Source organism: Leisingera sp. ABM4_101 (assembly GCF_056158725.1).
Genome location: NZ_JBSWTV010000002.1, coordinates 2,303,449 through 2,319,539 on the forward strand (window position 1 = coordinate 2,303,449; position 16,091 = coordinate 2,319,539).

Sequence of the window (16,091 nt, forward strand, 5' to 3'; positions counted from 1 at the left end):
CATGAGCGATCTGAACAAACTGGGCCTGGCAGAGGCCCGCGACGCGCTGCGCAAGGGCGACACCACCTCCGTCGAGCTTACCGAGGCCTGCCTCAAGGCAATCGATGCGGCTGATGCGCTCAATGCTTTTGTACACAAAACGCCTGAATTGGCGATGGAACGCGCCAAGGCTGCGGACGGCCGCATCAAGGCGGGCGATGCTCCCTCCATGTGCGGCCTGCCGATCGGCATCAAGGACCTGTTCTGCACCAAGGGCGTGCCCTCGCAGGCGGCCTCGAAGATCCTCGAAGGCTTTAAGCCGGAGTATGAATCCACCGTCAGCCAGAAGCTGGCAGACGCGGGCTCCGTCATGCTGGGCAAGCTGAACATGGATGAGTTCGCCATGGGCTCCTCTAATGAGACCTCCGTCTACGGCAATGCGGTCAGCCCCTGGCGCCGCGGCAATGACGACGCCCAGCTGACCCCGGGCGGCTCCTCCGGCGGTTCCGCCTCTGCTGTGGCGGCCGACCTCTGCCTGGCGGCGACCGGCACCGACACTGGCGGCTCGATCCGCCAGCCCGCGGCCTTCACCGGCACTGTCGGCATCAAGCCGACCTACGGCCGTTGCTCGCGCTGGGGCATTGTCGCCTTTGCGTCCTCGCTGGATCAGGCAGGCCCGATGACCAAATCGGTGCGCGATGCTGCCATCATGCTGGAAGCCATGTGCGGCCACGACCCCAAGGATTCGACCTCTGCCGAACTGGCGGTGCCGGATTTCGAGGCGATGCTGACCGGCGACATCAAGGGCAAGAAAATCGGTATCCCCAAGGAATACCGCATGGACGGTATGCCGGGCGAGATCGAAAAACTGTGGACCGACGGCGCCGAGATGCTGAAAGCAGCCGGTGCTGAGATCGTCGATATCTCGCTGCCCCACACTAAGTATGCGCTGCCCGCCTACTACGTGATTGCCCCGGCTGAGGCGTCGTCGAACCTGGCGCGTTATGACGGTGTCCGCTACGGCCGCCGCGCCACGCTGGAAGCGGGCGACGGCATCACCGAAATGTACGAGAAGACCCGCGCCGAGGGCTTCGGTCACGAGGTGCAGCGCCGGGTGATGGTCGGCACCTATGTTCTGTCGGCAGGTTTCTATGATGCCTACTACAACCGCGCCCGCCGCGTCCGCACCCTGATCAAAAAGGACTTCGAGGACGTCTTTGCCGCTGGTGTCGACGCGATCCTGACCCCCGCCACCCCGTCCGCGGCCTTTGGCCTGGGCGAGATGAAGGACGCGGATCCGGTGCAGATGTACCTCAATGACGTGTTCACAGTCACTGTGAACCTGGCAGGCCTGCCGGGGGTTGCGGTGCCCGCAGGGCTGGATGCCCAAGGCCTGCCGCTGGGCCTGCAGCTGATCGGCAAGCCCTGGGAAGAGGGTGATCTGCTGAACACTGCCTATGCGCTGGAGAATGCGGCCGGCTTTGTAGCCAAGCCGCAGCAATGGTGGTAAACCTCTGCGCAAGCAATTGAGCAGAGCTGACAGGTACCCCATGCGCGCATTCGCATCTTACGCCGCCGCAGGCAGCCTTCTGGTTATGGCTGCCTGTTCCCCCCAGGTTCCGGACAGCGCCGCAGGCGTTGGCATCGACGGCGACCCCTTTGCGCCGCCGCCGGCCGCCGGAACGACCATCACCGGCGAACCGCTGGTGCCGCCCGCACGGGTTTCTTCCGAGCCGTTCCAGGTCTCTCCTGCACCGCGCAGCCCCGGATCTGTTGCTGCGGCGGGAACCTTTGCGCCCTCAACGCCTGCGCCGGCACCGGCCGCCCCGGCTGCCGTCACCGATGAGGATATCGCCCGCGAGGCCGCGGCCGCCCTGGCGGCCTCTCAGGCCAATTCGGGCGTTGCGCCGCTTCAGGCCAGCCCCTCCAACCCGGCACCGGAACTGGCTGGCAATGCCGGTATCTCGGATGAGAATGATTTCCAGGCGGTCTCGGCCCGTCAGTCAATCGAAAGCGATGCCGCCCGGCTGGAGCGCCAGCGGGCGCAGTACCAGCAGGTGCAGCCAGTGGCGGTGCCGCAACGGACAGAGGGCGCGGGGCCCAACATCGTCCGCTATGCGCTCAGCACTTCCAATCCCAAAGGCGTGCGCGTCTACAGCCGGGCTGGCATCAACCTGCAGGCCCGCAGCAAGCGCAACTGCGCAGAATTCGCCTCTCCCGATCAGGCCCAGGTTGCCTTCCTTGAGGCCGGAGGCCCGCAGCGGGACCGCAAGGCCCTGGACCCGGACGGTGACGGTTTTGCCTGCGGCTGGGACCCGGCGCCCTACCGGCTTGCCGTGCAGGATTGATGGCAGCGGATCCGCGCCAGCCTGACCAGCCGGGTGCAATCTGGCACCCCAGCCCGAATTTCGGGCCGCGCAGGGACGGTTTGAAGCCGTCCCTGATCGTTTTGCACTACACTGCCATGGATGGCGCGCAGGCCGCGTTGGAACGGCTCTGCGACCCTGTGGCAGAAGTCTCGGCCCATTATCTGATCGGCGCGGATGGCGCGCTTTGGCAGATGGTGGCCGAAGACAGCCGCGCCTGGCACGCCGGAGCCGGAGAGTGGCGCGGCCAGGGGGACATCAACTCCCGCTCCGTCGGCATCGAACTGGATAACCTTGGCAGCCATCCGTTCAGCGCGCTGCAGATGGCGGCGCTCGAAGGTCTGATGCGCGGCGTCATGCAGCGCTGGCGCATCCCGCCTGCGGGGGTGATCGGCCATTCCTGCATGGCGCCCGGACGCAAGTTCGATCCGGGCCCGCGGTTCGACTGGGCGCGGCTGGCCCGGCAAGGCCTGGCTGCGGACGGGGCTGGCGCACCCTGGCCGGGGCCAGTGGCCTTTCCAAGCTTTCGCAAAGCCGCCGCCGCAGCTGGTTTCACGGCCCCGGCAGACGACCAAACGCTTCTGACGGCCGTTCGGCTGCGGTTCCGGCCCTGGGCGCGCGGGCCGCTTTCGGCTGAGGATTTCCTGCCATTGCACCCGCTGGTCTGCTAAGGGCCGGTATTTTGCGAGGCTCTGCCTCGCGCTCCGGGATATTTGGGCCAGAAGAAGGCTGGATCCCTTCTTCATCCGGCTGAAAATATCCCTGGGTGAATTGGCCGCCAGGCCAAGAGGGGCAGCGCCCCTTCGCTAAACTATCCGCTTGACGCCGAGAGCCAATGTTCCTACGCCTGCGGCCGCGCAGAAGGCTGGATGGCCGCGGGGGGCGCAAGCTCCGCGAGGAAAGTCCGGACTCCATGAAGCAGCGGTGCCGGGTAACGCCCGGGCGGGGAAACCCGACGGAAAGCGCCACAGAAAACAGACCGCCAGCCTCCGGGCTGGTAAGGGTGAAACGGTGGGGTAAGAGCCCACCGCGCCCCTGGCAACAGGGGCGGCACGGCAAGCCCCACCGGGAGCAATGCCAAATAGGGTCCCCGCGCGGGCAGGTTCCGGTCCGCCGGAAAACCGCCGCTAGGTTCGCTTCAGCCGAGAGGGACCGGGTTGGCAGCTTGAGCGGCGCAGCAATGCGCCGCCTAGATGAATGGCCGTCGAGCCCTGCCTTACGGGGCAGGGGGGACAGGATCCGGCTTACAGGCCTTCTGCGCGTTTCTCCGGTTCATACGCGGTTGCCGGCCCGGGAATACCTTTGAGGTCGAACACACCGGCCTTTTGCAGGCCCGCGCCAATGGCCCGGGCTGTGGTTTCACACAGCAGGATCTGCCCGCTGCCCGCCTTGCCGCAAAGCCTGGCTGCCAAATTCGGCGCGGCGCCAATCGCGGCATAATCCAGCCGCCCCTCAAAGCCGATCTGGCCGGTTGTTGCCTCGCCAGTGGCAATTCCGATCCCGAGGCCGATCCGGCTGCCGCCGGTTTGAAAGGGACGCATCGCCGCGGGAAAGACCGCTTGCATCTGCTGTGCCAGGGCCAGCGCCCGTCTGGCCGGGTCCTCGCAGGGCAGCGGCGCGTTGAACAATACCAGCAGGCCGTCGCCCAAAAACCGCTCCAGCGTGCCGCCGGCGTTCTCAATCAGCGGGCCAGAGGCCTGATGGAAAGCGTTGAGCGCGGCGATCACCTGTTCAGGAGCAACCGCGCTGGCATAGGCGGTAAAGCCGCGCAGATCGGCAAACAGAACCGTCACGGTGCGGCGCCGGCTGTTCAGCAGGGTGCTGCCCTCACCCGCATTCACGATCATCGCCGCCACCGGCTCTGGCAGGAAACGGCGCAGGCGGCTGGTCCGTTCCAGCTCTGCCACTTGCTGTGCCACCTTGCGCTCCAGCTGGCTGTTCCAGGACTGCAGCTCCTCCTTCTGGGCGTTGACCTCCTCGTACAGCATGCCCAGTTCGCGGCTCATGCTGTTCACATTCCGTGCCAGCCCGCCGAATTCATCCCCGTTGGGGACATTGGCCCGGGCCGTGAAATTCCCGGAGGCGACGGAACTCAGTGTGCGGCCGATCTGCTCCACCGGCCAGAGCACGGAGGAGGAAATCGCATAGCCCGCCAGCAGCGACAAAAGAACCGCTGCCACGCTGGCCCCGATGACCAGGGCGCGGGCGCGCCCGTAGGCTCTGGCGGTTTCCTGTGCGCGCCGGTTCATCCGGGTTTCGATGTCTCTGGCGATTGTATAGGCATCGCGTTGCAGGCTCAGGGCGATCGGGGTGAATTGCTTATCGACCAGCTCCGCGATCTTGGCCATCTCACCCGACCTGCGCGCCTGCACGAGGTCTGCTGCCACCCCCGGCAGGCGGTTTGCGGTTCTCTGCAGGTCCGCAAGCCGGGGATCCTTTGGCAGCTTCTGCCGCTCCACTTTCCGTGCGTAACGGGCGATGATCACCGTCAGGTCATTGGCTTCGTTCAGGGCCTGCGCAGAGGGCACCCCCATCCGTCCAGGAGACCCGGTTTTGCTGGACAGGGCAAATACCATGGTGTCGCCTGCACTTTGATAGATGCGGTTGTAGGTTGCGATCTGCTGCTGATCGCGGATCAGAAGGCGGGTTCGTTCATTTGCCTGCTGCAACGTCTGAAGCCCCAGAACGGCAAGCAGGATCACCAGCGCGGTGCCGGTCAGAAAGGCAGCCAGCAGCTTGTGCTGCAGGGAAACCGCCAGCCCGGCCACCGCCCGCACCAGAGGATTCGGCTGCGGATCTGTCTGGCTGGTCTCCCTGTGCTCAGGCATCGGCAAGGCCCTTGGGCTGTGGTGCGGCTGGTTCAGCCATTGAAATGGGGCAAACGGCGGGTAAGGCTACGTTTCACCGCGTCCCAACAGGGGGAAAGCAGTTGTAAACCCCAATTCCGCCGCCTGGCTGGCAGAATTGGCCCTTGGCGGCGGCTTCCGGGCGATTTGGCTGTTGACTTGCAGCACAGGGCGGGTAAAAGCCGGGCTTCAGATAGGAATTTACCGAGAGGCCCCTGCCTTTTCGGACGCAGGAGAAGCACCATGGCGAAGCCGACCACCATCAAGATCCGCCTGAACTCGAGCGCGGGCACCGGCCACTTCTATGTGACCAAGAAAAACGCACGCACCATGACCGAGAAAATGGTCGTGCGCAAATACGACCCGGTTGTGCGCAAGCACGTCGAGTACAAAGAAGGCAAAATCAAGTAAGCCTTCCTTTGGGATAGATTTTCTGAAAACGGGTCGCGGCTGCCGCGGCCCGTTTTCTGTTTCCGGCCGCAGTCCTGCCGCCGGAAGCCTCTTGAATTGTCTGAAAATGCCGGGTGGTTTTCGCGCGGCGTCCCGCATTACGGCATGTTTGCGCCGCATTCCCCGCCCAGGTTGCTGCCGTGGGTTAATGAACAGACGGGTGGATGTGCTGTGAGGGTTTATTTGTTTGCGGCAATGATGGCCGCCGCCGGGGCGCCGGTGTCCAGTTCCTTTGATGCGGCAACAGCGGTCCCGCCGCCGCCGCCGGTCGCGGCAGTGCATCTGCACGCCACGCCGCCCGCCTTGCATAAGGCGGCGGAACCGGCCGCGCCGGACCGCGCTGTTATCGACAAGATCGTGCAGCTGCAGGGGCGGGATCTGGCCCTCTGCCTGGTCCGCTCCGGCAGCGCCGGCATGGCAGTGCTGAGCGTGCCGGATAACAGCGCTGTGCCCAGCCTTCCAGCGATCCCGCAGGCAGAGTTTCTCGACCTCGTCAGCCGGGCCTCCGGCTGCCGCCCGGACGGCGAAGTCCGCGAGGTCTCCAGCCGCCGCGGCACAATTGCGCTGTCCGCCGGGCTGGATTGCTCGGACGGAGGTTCCTGAGGTCAGCGGCGCCATTCTGCCATTGTCAGCACCGGTTCCATGCCCATGCCCTTCATCAGCGCCGCTGAGGCGGTGTTGAAGGGGGCATAGGTCGCGGCGATCACGGTGGCGCCCGCGTCCAGCGCCCTTGCCTTCATGGCTTCGACCAGCGCTTTGCCGACCCCCATCCGGCGCCAGGCCTCGGTGACAGAGATGTGATGCAGCATGGCGCGCGTTTCTGCCGGGCGGACCGGCAGGGCAGGGCGGTGCTGCAGCTCATAGACCGCGTAGCCCAGCAGCTTGCCCTGCGGGCTCTCTGCCGCCAGCGCGCAGACCTGTTCCTCTTCCAGCCACTCCCGCAGCCAGGCGGCCAGCGCCTCGCTTCCCGGCGCCGGAATGTGGCGCTCTGGCTGATAGGCGGCGTGCAGGGCGTGCAGATCCTGCAGCAGCGGCAGCAAGCGGTGCGCCTCGCCGGTTTTGATTTCAATGATTTTCATGGGTCTGCCCCTTTTTATTATGGTTCAAAAAGAAGAAGGGGCGGATCGCTGTGATCCGCCCCTCGCTGTGTTGGAATTCGGCTTGCGCTTATTCGCGGTTACCAAGCAGCTGGAGCAGCATCATGAACATGTTGATGAAGTCCAGGTAGAGGCTGAGGGCGCCCATGATCGCGGATTTCGCCAGCCACTCCTGATCGCCGGAATGGGCCATCTGCAGGTAATCGTTCTTGATCCGCTGGGTGTCATAGGCGGTGAGGCCCGCAAAGATCAGCACGCCGATCACCGAAACCGCAAAGGCCAGCGCCGAAGAGGCCAGGAAGATGTTGACGATCGAGGCCACGATCAGGCCGATCAGGCCCATGATCAGGAAGGAACCCATGCCGCTGAGGTCCTTCTTGGTGGTGTAGCCCACCAGCGACAGGCCCGCAAAGGCGATGGAGGTGATCAGGAAGACCTGCACGATGCTTTCGCCGGTGAAGACCAGAAAGATCGAGCTGATCGACAGGCCCATCACGGTTGCGAAGACATAGAACAGCAGTTGCACGCCGGCCGCGGACATGCGGTTGGCAGCAGCGCCAATGCCGAAAATGAAGGCCAGCGGCGCAAACATGATGACCCATTTCAGCGGCGAAGCATAAAGCGCATAGCCGATCTGGGTGAAGGCCTTGCTGCCGGTTGCCGGATCAGTGGTCACGGCCAGGCCTGCAATTGCCCAGGCGGCCAGGAAGGTGATGAACGTGCCTGCCGACATGGTGGCATAGACTTTGTTCATATGGGCGCGCAGGCCCTCGTCAATCTGCTGGGCGCGGGCGCCGGCGGCAGAGCGGATGGTGTCGAATTGTGCCATATTGAATGGTCTCCGTGGTCTACTCCCTCGCTGCCGGCACACGAACGGGACCGCGGGCGGCAGCTTTCCTGCCAAATATCGGGTGAAGCGGAGTTCGGTTCAAGTATTTCAGACAAAGAAATACATGAAAAACAACCAAACGGGCCGCTAGGCCGCGGCCCGTCTGCAAAGAGGCTGTGAACAGGCGTGCAACCTGATCAGAAACTCCAGTGATCCGGCGCCTTCCAAAACCCGCCGCGGGCCTCTGCGTCTGCCTGGGCGCGGGTCACGCCGATATCCTCCAGCGCGCGGGCGTCCAGCCGCGCCAGCTGCCGGCGCTGGCGCCAGGCGGCCATGTGCAGCCGCAGGCGGGCGGTCAGGGACAGCTGCGGCTTGGCGCTGTGGCAAGAGGTGGTGCAGTTTGAGGTCGCGAGGGTCATGGGCTTGGTCCTTCAGTTGCGTTTGTGATGCATCCCTTCTGGGTGATCAATTGTGTTGATGAATATGGGCCTGTGTGCCATATTTTAAAAACGAATGTTTTTGATCCAATGAATCAGGTTCTGTGATGGTAAGAAATCTCGATATCACCACGCTCCGCTCTTTTGTGGCGGTGGCGGAATACGGCGGGGTGACCCGCGCCGCCGGTTTCCTGCATTTGACCCAGTCGGCGGTCTCGATGCAGATGAAACGGCTGGAGGAGCTTTTGGGGCTGGACCTTCTGGACCGGTCCGGGCGCACCATTGCGCTGACAGCCGAGGGCGAGCAGATGCTGGGCTATGCCCGTAAGATGGTGGCGCTGAATGATGAGGTGATCAGCCGGCTGACCGATCAGGCGTTTGAGGGCGAGGTGCTGCTGGGGGTGCCGCATGATGTGGTGCACCCGGTGATCCCGCAGGTGCTGAAGCGGTTCAACCTCAGCTATCCGCGGGTCAATGTGAACCTCTGCACTTCTAACACCCGCGATCTCAAGACCGAGTTCGCGCGCGGTGCCTTCGACCTGATCCTGACGACGGAGACCGGCGCGGGTGAGGGCGGCGAGACCATTCACAGCATGCCGCTGCGCTGGGTCGGCGCGCCCGGCGGGTCAGTCTGGCGGCAGCGTCCCTTGCGGCTTGGCTTTTGCCGCAATTGCAGTTTCCGCCCGGTGGCCACGGCCGCGCTGGATGAGGCCGGCATCGAATGGGAAATGGCGCTGGACAGCGATTCCGACCGCACGGTCGAGGCAACCGTCAGCGCCGATCTGGCCGCGGGGGTGCTGCTGGAAGGGACCCAGCCGTCTTATCAGGAGCTGATTCCCCAGGGCAGCGGCCTGCCGGAGCTGCCGATGCAGCACATCAATCTCTACGGAGCGGAGCGCGTGCATGCCCCTTACGTCGAGGAACTGGCGGAGTTTATCCGGCAGGGCTTCCAGGGGCTGTGGGCCACGCCGCTGCGGGCCGCCAGCTGAAATACTGGCGGGCGGAAAGCTGCCGCAATGCTCTCCACCAGGAAAAGCGTTGGTGCAGGCGGGCAGGGCGGAACTCCCGCGCCCGCAGGCGCTGAGCCTGGCCCAACGGCTGCGGTGCATTTTGCAAAAATGCGCTGTCAGCGGGCGGGAGCTGCCCCGCCTTTGGCGGGACGGGGACAGCGCGTCAGCTGCCGCCCATGGTGATCACCACCTTGCCGGTGGATTTGCGGCTGCGCAGCAGCTCCAGCCCCTCGGTGGCCTGCGCCAGCGGCAGCGTGTGGCTGATATGCGGCTTTATCCGGCCCTCGCCGTGCCAGGCAAACAGCGTCTCAAACGACCGGCGCACCGCCTCGGGGCGGAATTTCATGTAGCCGCCCAGATAGAAGCCGATCACCGTCAGGTTTTTCACCAGCAGATGGTTGGCAGGGATCTGCGGCACCTCGCCGCCGGCAAAGCCCACCGGCAGCAGCCGGGCGCCGGGATTGGCAGAGCGGAAAGCCGCCTTCCAGACATCACCGCCGATTGCGTCATAGACCACATCGGCCCCGCCCAGTGCCTTTACCGCGCTGCGCAGGTCCTCGCCGGCGTCAATCAGGTGGTCCGCACCGGCGGCTGCCGCCACCTCCAGTTTGTCCCGGCCGCGGGCCTGGGCAATCACCGTTGCCCCCATCAGCTTGCCGATTTCCACCGCCGTCAGCCCGACACCGCCCGCCGCGCCCGTGACCAGCAGGGTTTCGCCTGGCTGAAGCCGGGCGCAATGATCCAGCGCCATATGGCTGGTGCCATAGGCGATCTGCATGGCGGCGGCATGTTCGAAACTCATGGTATCGGGGATGCGGATCAGCCGCTCCGTGTCAAATACCCCGGCTTCTGCCAGCCCGCCCGCGCCGCTGAAAACTGCCACCCGGTCGCCGGCTGTAAACCCCTCAGAGCCGCTGCCGAGCGATGTGACCACCCCTGCAGCTTCCAGTCCCAGGGTAAACGGCGGCTCCGGTGTGTCCTGATAAGTGCCTTTCATCATGAGGAGATCGGCGAAATTCAAGCCGCAGGCGCGCAGGTCGACAGCGGCTTGTCCGGGGCCGGGGCGCGGGCAGGCTGCCTGCGTCAAAGCCGCGGGTTTGCCAATAGCGGAAACTTGAAAGGCTTGCATGATTTCTCCTCACCTTCTGCGGGAATCCGAGTGATTCGCACGTCGACACTGGCGGTGTTCGGAAGCAGAACACACCTCGCTATTTCTGGGGAGGTACGTGATCGCCAGCTGCTTGGCAACAAAACCTTTAGAAAAATGATATTTGAAATCATGTGGTTGACATTCCGGCCCCTGTTCCAGGCGACGGCAGTCTTGCAATCAACCGTAAGGGTTGTACACTTTTACTTAGAGGTTGAGCTTGGATCGCTCTGATGGGGAACCCGGTTTCCGGCAAAGTTTAAAACTGCCAGAACAGGTTATAGGAAAAGCGGTCCGGGTAACGGCCGGATTTATGAGACTAGGAGAAACGCATGGCTCATCCCGTTGACGTGCATGTGGGAAAGCGCATCCGCCACCGCCGGTGGCTGATCGGCATGACGCAGCAGCAACTCGCCGAACAGGTCGGCATCAAATTCCAGCAGATTCAGAAGTATGAAACCGGTGCAAACCGGGTCAGCGCTTCCCGGCTCTGGGATATTTCCGACGCCCTGGAGGTTCCGGTCAGTTTCTTCTTCGAAGGGCTGCAGGAAGAGGGCAAGGCGCCTGCGGAAAAAGCATCCGTGCCGGAAGACCTGATGGGAGATAAAGAAGCACTGGACCTAGTGCGTTCCTATTATGCAATTCCGGAAAACCAGCGCCGCCGCCTGTTTGAACTGGCGCGGGTGCTGAGCGACGTCGCCTGAAATCCGGACAACGGCCAAGACACCTGAGCAGCGCAAGACCGGCAATCGCGGGTTTTGCGCTTGCAAATTGAAGCACCGGATGGCACCGGTCAGGCTATGACACAGGCCGCACTCACCGATCTTGACGTAGCACATAGGATGGCGGACGCCGCGCGCGGTGCCATCCTGCCGCATTTCCGCACATCTGCCCTGACCGCCGAGAACAAGCTCGACAGGGGCTTTGATCCGGTCACGGTTGCCGACCGCGCCGCTGAACAGGCGATGCGGGCAGTGCTGGCGGAGCTGCGCCCGCATGACGGAATTCTGGGAGAAGAATTCGGCTCCGCGTCCGGCACATCCGGGCGGACGTGGGTTCTGGACCCGATCGACGGCACCCGCGGTTTCATCAGCGGCACCCCAACCTGGGGGGTGCTGATTGCGCTGGCGGATGAAAACGGCCCGTTCCTGGGCGTGATTGACCAGCCCTATACTGGCGAGCGTTTCTGCGGCGGGGCAGAGATTGCCGCGATGACCGGTCCGCTGGGTGAAATGCCTTTGCGGACCCGCGGCACAGCGGCGCTGTCGGATGCAATCCTGTTCACCACCTTCCCTGAGGTCGGAACCGCGGAAGAGCGTGCAGGTTTTGAACGCGTCGCGGCGCAAGCCAAGCTGACGCGCTATGGCATGGATTGCTATGCCTATGCGCTGGTAGCGGCAGGGCAGGCGGATCTGGTGATCGAGGCGGGCCTCAACGCTTATGACATCCAGGCGCCGATTGCGGTGATCCAGGCCGCGGGCGGGATCGTGACTGATTGGGACGGCAACCCGGCCCACAATGGCGGCCGGGCCCTGGCTGCGGCCAATGCGGAGATCCACGCTGCCGCCCTGGACCTGCTGCGCCAGACGCAAACGGGTTGAAACTGGCCGCCCTGGCCTGTAGTTTCCAAACAGGCCGGTTCTTCGCCCGTTTTCCATCGGCCGATCACACATTCCCATGAAGCGGGCTGTCTATTGGAGTGTGTGGATATGACAGAGATCCTGATACAAAACGCTGATACCGTCCTGACGATGGACGACAGCCGCCGTGTGCTGCATGGCGCTGATGTGCTGATCCGCGGCGGTGTGATCGCTGCCGTGGGGCAGGGGCTGCAGACCAATGGCGATGTGGTCTCCGGCCGCGGTTGCGTTGTCACTCCCGGGCTGGTGAACACCCATCATCACCTCTACCAGAACCTGACCCGCGCGGTGCCCGGCGGACAGGACGCGCTGCTGTTCGGCTGGCTTCAGACACTGTATCCGATCTGGTCGCGCTTTGGTCCCGACGAGATGTTCGTCTCCGCCCAGCTCGGCCTCGCTGAACTGGCGCTGTCTGGCTGCACGCTCAGCTCCGACCACCTGTATCTCTACCCTAACGGCGCCCGGCTGGAGGACACCATCCATGCCGCCCGTGAGGTTGGCCTGCGCTTTCATCCCACCCGCGGCGCCATGAGCATCGGCGAAAGCGATGGCGGCCTGCCGCCCGATAGCCTGGTCGAGGAAGAGCGAGCCATTCTTGACGATATGATCCGGGTCGTGGACGCCTTCCACGACCCGGAAGAAGGCTCCATGTGCCGGGTCGGCCTAGCGCCGTGTTCGCCGTTCTCCGTCAGCCGCGAACTGATGCGCGATGCCGCCCTGCTGGCCCGCGACAAGGGCGTAATGCTGCACACCCACCTGGCCGAAAACGACGAGGATATCGCCTACTCTGAAGCCTGCTTCGGCTGCCGCCCCGGCCAATACGCCGAGGAGCTGGGCTGGACCGGCGATGATGTCTGGCATGCCCACTGCGTCAAGCTTGACGCGCAAGAGATTGATCTCTTTGCCAGAACCCGCACCGGCGTGGCTCATTGCCCCTGTTCCAACTGCCGCCTCGGCAGCGGCATCGCGCCGGTGCGCGCTATGCGCGATGCAGGCGTGCCGGTGGGACTGGGCGTGGACGGTTCCGCCAGCAACGACATGGCCAGCCTCGCAGCGGAGGCACGCCAGGCCATGCTGCTGCAACGGGTGGCAAACGGGGCTGACGCGATGAGCGCCTATGAGGCGCTGGAGATCGCCACTCGCGGCGGCGCCGATGTGCTGGGCCGTCCCGACTGCGGCCGCCTGGAGCCAGGTAAGCGCGCCGATATCGCCGTCTGGGACACCCGTGGCATCGTCTCCAGCGGCAGCTGGGACGCCGCCGCGCTGCTGCTGGCCGGCCCAACCCAGGTCAAGCACCTGTTTGCCGAGGGCAAGCAGATCATCCGCAATGGCGAAATCACTACCCTCGACCTGCCGCGCTTGATCGAACGCCATGGGCAGCTGGCACAGCGCCTGATGGATTGAGAGACAGCCCCTTCTTCTGGCTTCAAATATCCCCGCCGGAGGCAGAGGCGCCAGCGCCTCTCCTAAACCCGGCTTCCGCCGATCCAGACCTCGGCAATGGCCCGGTCATCGCCCATCATGATGGTCGGGAACACCGCTTCCCAAATGTCTTCGGCCCGCGCGGACCGCTGGGCGATGGCCGGGGAGGAGGCCAGATCCAGCACTACCAGATCCGCCTCCATGCCTGCCGCGATATTGCCGATCTTCGCCTCCATCCGCAGCGCCGTGGCCGAGCCCTGGGTCGCCAGCCACAGCAGCTGCACCGCGTGCAGCGGGGTGCCGCGCAGCTGGCCGATCTCATAAGCCGCCGCCATGGTGCGCAGCATCGAAAAGCTGGAACCGCCGCCGGTGTCGGTGGCAAGGCCGATCCGCTGCCCCTCCGCCATCAGCCCGGCCATGTCGAACAGGCCGGAGCCGATGAAAGTGTTCGACGTCGGGCAATGGATCAGCGCCGCGCCGTAGTCCCGCAGCCTGTGCCGCTCGCGCTCTTCCAGGTGAATGGCGTGGCCATACAGCCCCTTGGCGCCCAACAGGCCGAACTCTTCATAGGTGTCCAGATAATCGCGGGCCTGCGGAAAAAGCGACTTCACCCACTCGATCTCGTCGGTCTGTTCGCTCAGATGCGTTTGCATCAGGCATTCCGGGTGCTTGGCCCACAGCGCCCCCATCGCCTCCAGCTGTTCCGGGGTGGAGGTGGGGGAGAACCGCGGGGTGATGGCATATTCCAGCCGGTCCACCCCGTGCCAGCGCCCGATCAGCGCGTCACTATCGTCATAGGCTGACTGCGCCGTGTCCCGCAGCCCTTCCGGCGCATTGCGGTCCATGCAGGTCTTGCCCGCAACCACCCGCTGCCCGCGCGCCTGGGCGGCGGTGAAAAATGCGTCCACGCTTTCGGGGTGTATGGTGCAATAGCTGCAAACCGTGGTGGTGCCGTGGGCGGCAGTCAGATCCAAATAACGGTTGGCGATTTCATCGGAATAGGCACGGTCGCCAAACTGCATCTCCTCCGGGAAGGTATAGCTGTTCAGCCAGTCGATCAGCCGCTTGCCCCAGCTGGCGATGATCGCGGTCTGCGGGTAATGCACATGGGCGTCGACAAATCCCGCCATGATCAGCTTGCCGGAGTGATCCACGGTCTCCGCCTCCGGCAGCAGCGCTTGCATCTCCGTCAGCGTGCCGGTGCCCGCAATCTCTCCGTTCAGCACCGCCACCGCTTCCAGCAGCCGGACCGCGTCCTGCGGGCGTTCGCCCGTAAAGGGAGAGGCGGAAAAGGCAAGAACCTGCCCCTTCAGGATGTATGCGGTGCCCATGCGCTGAACCCTTTCCTTGCAAAATTGCTCCGCGCAGGATACCCGCCGAAGGGGCGCGGGTAAATTGCGGCATCGGCATTGTTTTCCGGTGGCGGCGTCCTCTATTTTGCACGCAAAGACCAAGAAAATCCGGGGGGCATCAGATGAGCAGCGGCGACAACATCACCGGCGACCAGTCTCAGGAAGACGCCTATGACCTCGACCGCAAGCTGGTTGCGCAGGTTCTGGACGCGGTAGAGCAGGGCGATCAGCAAGCCCTGACAGAGCTGCTGGAAGATCTGCACGCAGCCGACATCGCCGACCTTCTGGAACAGATCAATTCCGACGACCGGATCAGCCTGATCCGTCTTTACGACCGGGAGTTCGACGGCGAGATCCTGTCGGAACTGGATGAAAGCATCCGTGAGGAGGTGATCGAGACCCTCAACCCGCTGGTGCTGGCTGACGCGGTCCGGGAGCTGGAGAGCGACGATGTCGTCGACCTGCTTGAAGACCTGGAGGTGCCGCAGCAGGAAGCCATCCTGGACGCGCTGGAAGATGCTGACCGGGTCGCGGTCGAACAGTCGCTCAGCTACCCGGAGAACTCCGCCGGCCGTCTGATGCAGCGTGAAGTGGTGATGGCGCCTGAGCACTGGAATGTCGGGCAGGCCATTGATTTCATGCGAAACTCCGACGATCTTCCAGAACAGTTCTATCATGTCGTCCTGGTCGACCCGCGCCTGCACCCGATCGGCAATGTGACCCTGGGCCGGATCATGGCGACCAAGCGCCATGTGCCGCTGACCGATCTGGTCGAGGACACCTTTCAGGTCATTCCCGCTGACCAGGACGAGGAAGACGTGGCTTACGCCTTCAACCAGTACCACCTGATTTCGGCCCCGGTGGTCGACGACGAGGGGCGGCTGGTCGGCGTCATCACCATCGACGACGCAATGATCGTGCTGGACGAAGAGCACGAGGAGGACATCCTGCGCCTCGCCGGCGTGGGCGAGGAAAGCTCGCTTGCCGACCGGGTGATCGAAACCACCAAGCGCCGCTTTCCCTGGCTGGCTGTGAACCTGGTGACGGCGGTGCTGGCCTCCCTGGTGATCGCTCAGTTCGAGGCGGCAATTGCTCAGATCGTGGCGTTGGCCGTGCTGATGCCGATCGTCGCCTCCATGGGCGGCAACGCAGGCACCCAGTCGCTGACGGTGGCGGTGCGCGCGATTGCCACCCGCGACCTCACCGGTTCCAACGTCTGGCGGGTGATCCGGCGCGAGGTGCTGGTGGGGCTGGTCAACGGGGTGATCTTTGCCATCGTGATGGGGCTGGTGGGGCTTGCCTGGTTCGGCTCGCCGATGCTGGGGGTTGTGATTGCCGTCGCTATGGTAATCAATCTGGTCGTGGCCGGGCTGGCGGGCACCGTGATCCCGGTTCTATTGGAGAAAACCGGAATTGACCCGGCGCTGGCTTCAGGCGCCTTTGTGACCACCGTAACTGATGTGGTGGGCTTTTTCGCCTTTCTGGGCCTTGCGGCCGCTCTACTGCTCTAGGAGAC

15 protein-coding genes, 1 other RNA gene and 1 pseudogene are annotated in these 16,091 nt (G+C 64.2%); 11 read left to right on the plus strand and 6 right to left on the minus strand.

Going from position 1 to position 16,091, the window contains the following annotated elements:
• Position 1: 1 nt before the first annotated feature.
• The 4 genes from gatA (at position 2) to rnpB (ending at position 3,608) form a co-directional block, all read left to right on the plus strand.
• Entirely contained in the window at positions 2-1,489 is a 1,488-nt protein-coding gene (gatA, locus tag ACXAEK_RS12315) for an Asp-tRNA(Asn)/Glu-tRNA(Gln) amidotransferase subunit GatA (RefSeq protein ID WP_475042288.1), read from the plus strand.
• Positions 1,490-1,529: 40 nt separating this feature from the next.
• Complete coding sequence (locus ACXAEK_RS12320) at positions 1,530-2,327, plus strand: hypothetical protein (RefSeq protein ID WP_475042289.1); 798 nt, start codon at positions 1,530-1,532, stop codon at positions 2,325-2,327.
• Positions 2,327-3,016, plus strand: coding sequence for an N-acetylmuramoyl-L-alanine amidase (locus ACXAEK_RS12325; RefSeq protein ID WP_475042290.1), 690 nt, complete (start codon positions 2,327-2,329; stop codon positions 3,014-3,016). Before ACXAEK_RS12320 ends, ACXAEK_RS12325 begins: the two co-directional genes overlap by 1 nt.
• A 186-nt stretch (positions 3,017-3,202) precedes the next feature.
• An RNA gene (gene rnpB / locus ACXAEK_RS12330) (RNase P RNA component class A) lies at positions 3,203-3,608 on the plus strand.
• A gap of 98 nt (positions 3,609-3,706) precedes the next feature.
• Here rnpB and ACXAEK_RS12335 read toward each other — a convergent pair.
• A pseudogene (locus tag ACXAEK_RS12335) lies at positions 3,707-5,173 on the minus strand (adenylate/guanylate cyclase domain-containing protein); the annotation flags it as partial.
• A 261-nt stretch (positions 5,174-5,434) separates the two neighbouring features.
• Between ACXAEK_RS12335 and rpmG the strand changes: the two are divergent.
• Together rpmG and ACXAEK_RS12345 are read left to right on the plus strand one after the other, a co-directional pair.
• Positions 5,435-5,602: a 50S ribosomal protein L33 gene (gene rpmG, locus ACXAEK_RS12340; protein ID WP_008554190.1), complete on the plus strand. Its 168-nt coding sequence runs from the start codon at positions 5,435-5,437 to the stop codon at positions 5,600-5,602.
• Between the two features lie 210 nt (positions 5,603-5,812).
• Positions 5,813-6,244, plus strand: a complete 432-nt coding sequence (locus tag ACXAEK_RS12345) for a hypothetical protein (RefSeq protein ID WP_475042292.1) — start codon at positions 5,813-5,815, stop codon at positions 6,242-6,244.
• 2 nt (positions 6,245-6,246) lie between these two features.
• Here ACXAEK_RS12345 and ACXAEK_RS12350 read toward each other — a convergent pair whose 3' ends face one another.
• The 3 genes from ACXAEK_RS12350 to ACXAEK_RS12360 form a co-directional block, all read right to left on the minus strand.
• Positions 6,247-6,720 (minus strand): N-acetyltransferase family protein, encoded by a 474-nt coding sequence (locus tag ACXAEK_RS12350; RefSeq protein WP_475042294.1) that lies wholly within the window; start codon positions 6,718-6,720, stop codon positions 6,247-6,249.
• 88 nt (positions 6,721-6,808) lie between these two features.
• Positions 6,809-7,567, minus strand: coding sequence for a Bax inhibitor-1/YccA family protein (locus tag ACXAEK_RS12355; RefSeq protein WP_475042296.1), 759 nt, complete (start codon positions 7,565-7,567; stop codon positions 6,809-6,811).
• Between the two features lie 197 nt (positions 7,568-7,764).
• Positions 7,765-7,986, minus strand: coding sequence for a DUF1127 domain-containing protein (locus ACXAEK_RS12360; protein WP_475042297.1), 222 nt, complete (start codon positions 7,984-7,986; stop codon positions 7,765-7,767).
• Positions 7,987-8,111: 125 nt separating this feature from the next.
• Here ACXAEK_RS12360 and ACXAEK_RS12365 point away from each other — a divergent pair, with 125 nt between their 5' ends.
• On the plus strand, positions 8,112-8,993 hold the full coding sequence (locus tag ACXAEK_RS12365) for a LysR family transcriptional regulator (RefSeq protein WP_475042299.1): 882 nt from the start codon (positions 8,112-8,114) through the stop codon (positions 8,991-8,993).
• Positions 8,994-9,177: 184 nt separating this feature from the next.
• On the opposite strand, the gene ACXAEK_RS12370 is transcribed toward ACXAEK_RS12365, so the two are convergent.
• The gene (locus ACXAEK_RS12370) at positions 9,178-10,143 is read right to left on the minus strand and encodes an NADPH:quinone oxidoreductase family protein (RefSeq protein WP_475042300.1); all 966 of its coding nucleotides are present in this window, start codon (positions 10,141-10,143) and stop codon (positions 9,178-9,180) included.
• A gap of 350 nt (positions 10,144-10,493) precedes the next feature.
• On the opposite strand from ACXAEK_RS12370, the gene ACXAEK_RS12375 reads away from it, so the two are divergent.
• From ACXAEK_RS12375 to ACXAEK_RS12385, 3 genes are all read left to right on the plus strand, one after another.
• Complete coding sequence (locus tag ACXAEK_RS12375; protein ID WP_291728680.1) at positions 10,494-10,865, plus strand: helix-turn-helix domain-containing protein; 372 nt, start codon at positions 10,494-10,496, stop codon at positions 10,863-10,865.
• 96 nt (positions 10,866-10,961) lie between these two features.
• The gene (gene hisN, locus ACXAEK_RS12380; protein WP_475042302.1) at positions 10,962-11,762 is read left to right on the plus strand and encodes a histidinol-phosphatase; all 801 of its coding nucleotides are present in this window, start codon (positions 10,962-10,964) and stop codon (positions 11,760-11,762) included.
• A 108-nt stretch (positions 11,763-11,870) separates the two neighbouring features.
• Positions 11,871-13,205: an 8-oxoguanine deaminase gene (locus ACXAEK_RS12385; RefSeq protein ID WP_475042303.1), complete on the plus strand. Its 1,335-nt coding sequence runs from the start codon at positions 11,871-11,873 to the stop codon at positions 13,203-13,205.
• 62 nt (positions 13,206-13,267) lie between these two features.
• On the opposite strand, the gene guaD is transcribed toward ACXAEK_RS12385, so the two are convergent.
• Positions 13,268-14,554: a guanine deaminase gene (gene guaD / locus ACXAEK_RS12390; protein ID WP_475042305.1), complete on the minus strand. Its 1,287-nt coding sequence runs from the start codon at positions 14,552-14,554 to the stop codon at positions 13,268-13,270.
• Between the two features lie 143 nt (positions 14,555-14,697).
• Between guaD and mgtE the strand changes: the two genes are divergently transcribed.
• Positions 14,698-16,086, plus strand: coding sequence for a magnesium transporter (gene mgtE / locus ACXAEK_RS12395; RefSeq protein ID WP_475042306.1), 1,389 nt, complete (start codon positions 14,698-14,700; stop codon positions 16,084-16,086).
• The last annotated feature ends 5 nt before the right edge of the window (positions 16,087-16,091 follow it).

Bases quoted from the DNA above. Each gene is read 5' to 3' on its own strand.
- gatA (WP_475042288.1), top strand. From the start codon at position 2: ATGAGCGATCTGAACAAACTGGGCCTGGCAGAGGCCCGCGACGCGCTG.
- ACXAEK_RS12320 (WP_475042289.1), top strand. From the start codon at position 1,530: ATGCGCGCATTCGCATCTTACGCCGCCGCAGGCAGCCTTCTGGTTATG.
- ACXAEK_RS12325 (WP_475042290.1), top strand. From the start codon at position 2,327: ATGGCAGCGGATCCGCGCCAGCCTGACCAGCCGGGTGCAATCTGGCAC.
- rpmG (WP_008554190.1), top strand. From the start codon at position 5,435: ATGGCGAAGCCGACCACCATCAAGATCCGCCTGAACTCGAGCGCGGGC.
- ACXAEK_RS12350 (WP_475042294.1), bottom strand. From the start codon at position 6,720: ATGAAAATCATTGAAATCAAAACCGGCGAGGCGCACCGCTTGCTGCCG.
- ACXAEK_RS12355 (WP_475042296.1), bottom strand. From the start codon at position 7,567: ATGGCACAATTCGACACCATCCGCTCTGCCGCCGGCGCCCGCGCCCAG.
- ACXAEK_RS12360 (WP_475042297.1), bottom strand. From the start codon at position 7,986: ATGACCCTCGCGACCTCAAACTGCACCACCTCTTGCCACAGCGCCAAG.
- ACXAEK_RS12365 (WP_475042299.1), top strand. From the start codon at position 8,112: ATGGTAAGAAATCTCGATATCACCACGCTCCGCTCTTTTGTGGCGGTG.
- ACXAEK_RS12370 (WP_475042300.1), bottom strand. From the start codon at position 10,143: ATGCAAGCCTTTCAAGTTTCCGCTATTGGCAAACCCGCGGCTTTGACG.
- ACXAEK_RS12375 (WP_291728680.1), top strand. From the start codon at position 10,494: ATGGCTCATCCCGTTGACGTGCATGTGGGAAAGCGCATCCGCCACCGC.
- hisN (WP_475042302.1), top strand. From the start codon at position 10,962: ATGACACAGGCCGCACTCACCGATCTTGACGTAGCACATAGGATGGCG.
- ACXAEK_RS12385 (WP_475042303.1), top strand. From the start codon at position 11,871: ATGACAGAGATCCTGATACAAAACGCTGATACCGTCCTGACGATGGAC.
- guaD (WP_475042305.1), bottom strand. From the start codon at position 14,554: ATGGGCACCGCATACATCCTGAAGGGGCAGGTTCTTGCCTTTTCCGCC.
- mgtE (WP_475042306.1), top strand. From the start codon at position 14,698: ATGAGCAGCGGCGACAACATCACCGGCGACCAGTCTCAGGAAGACGCC.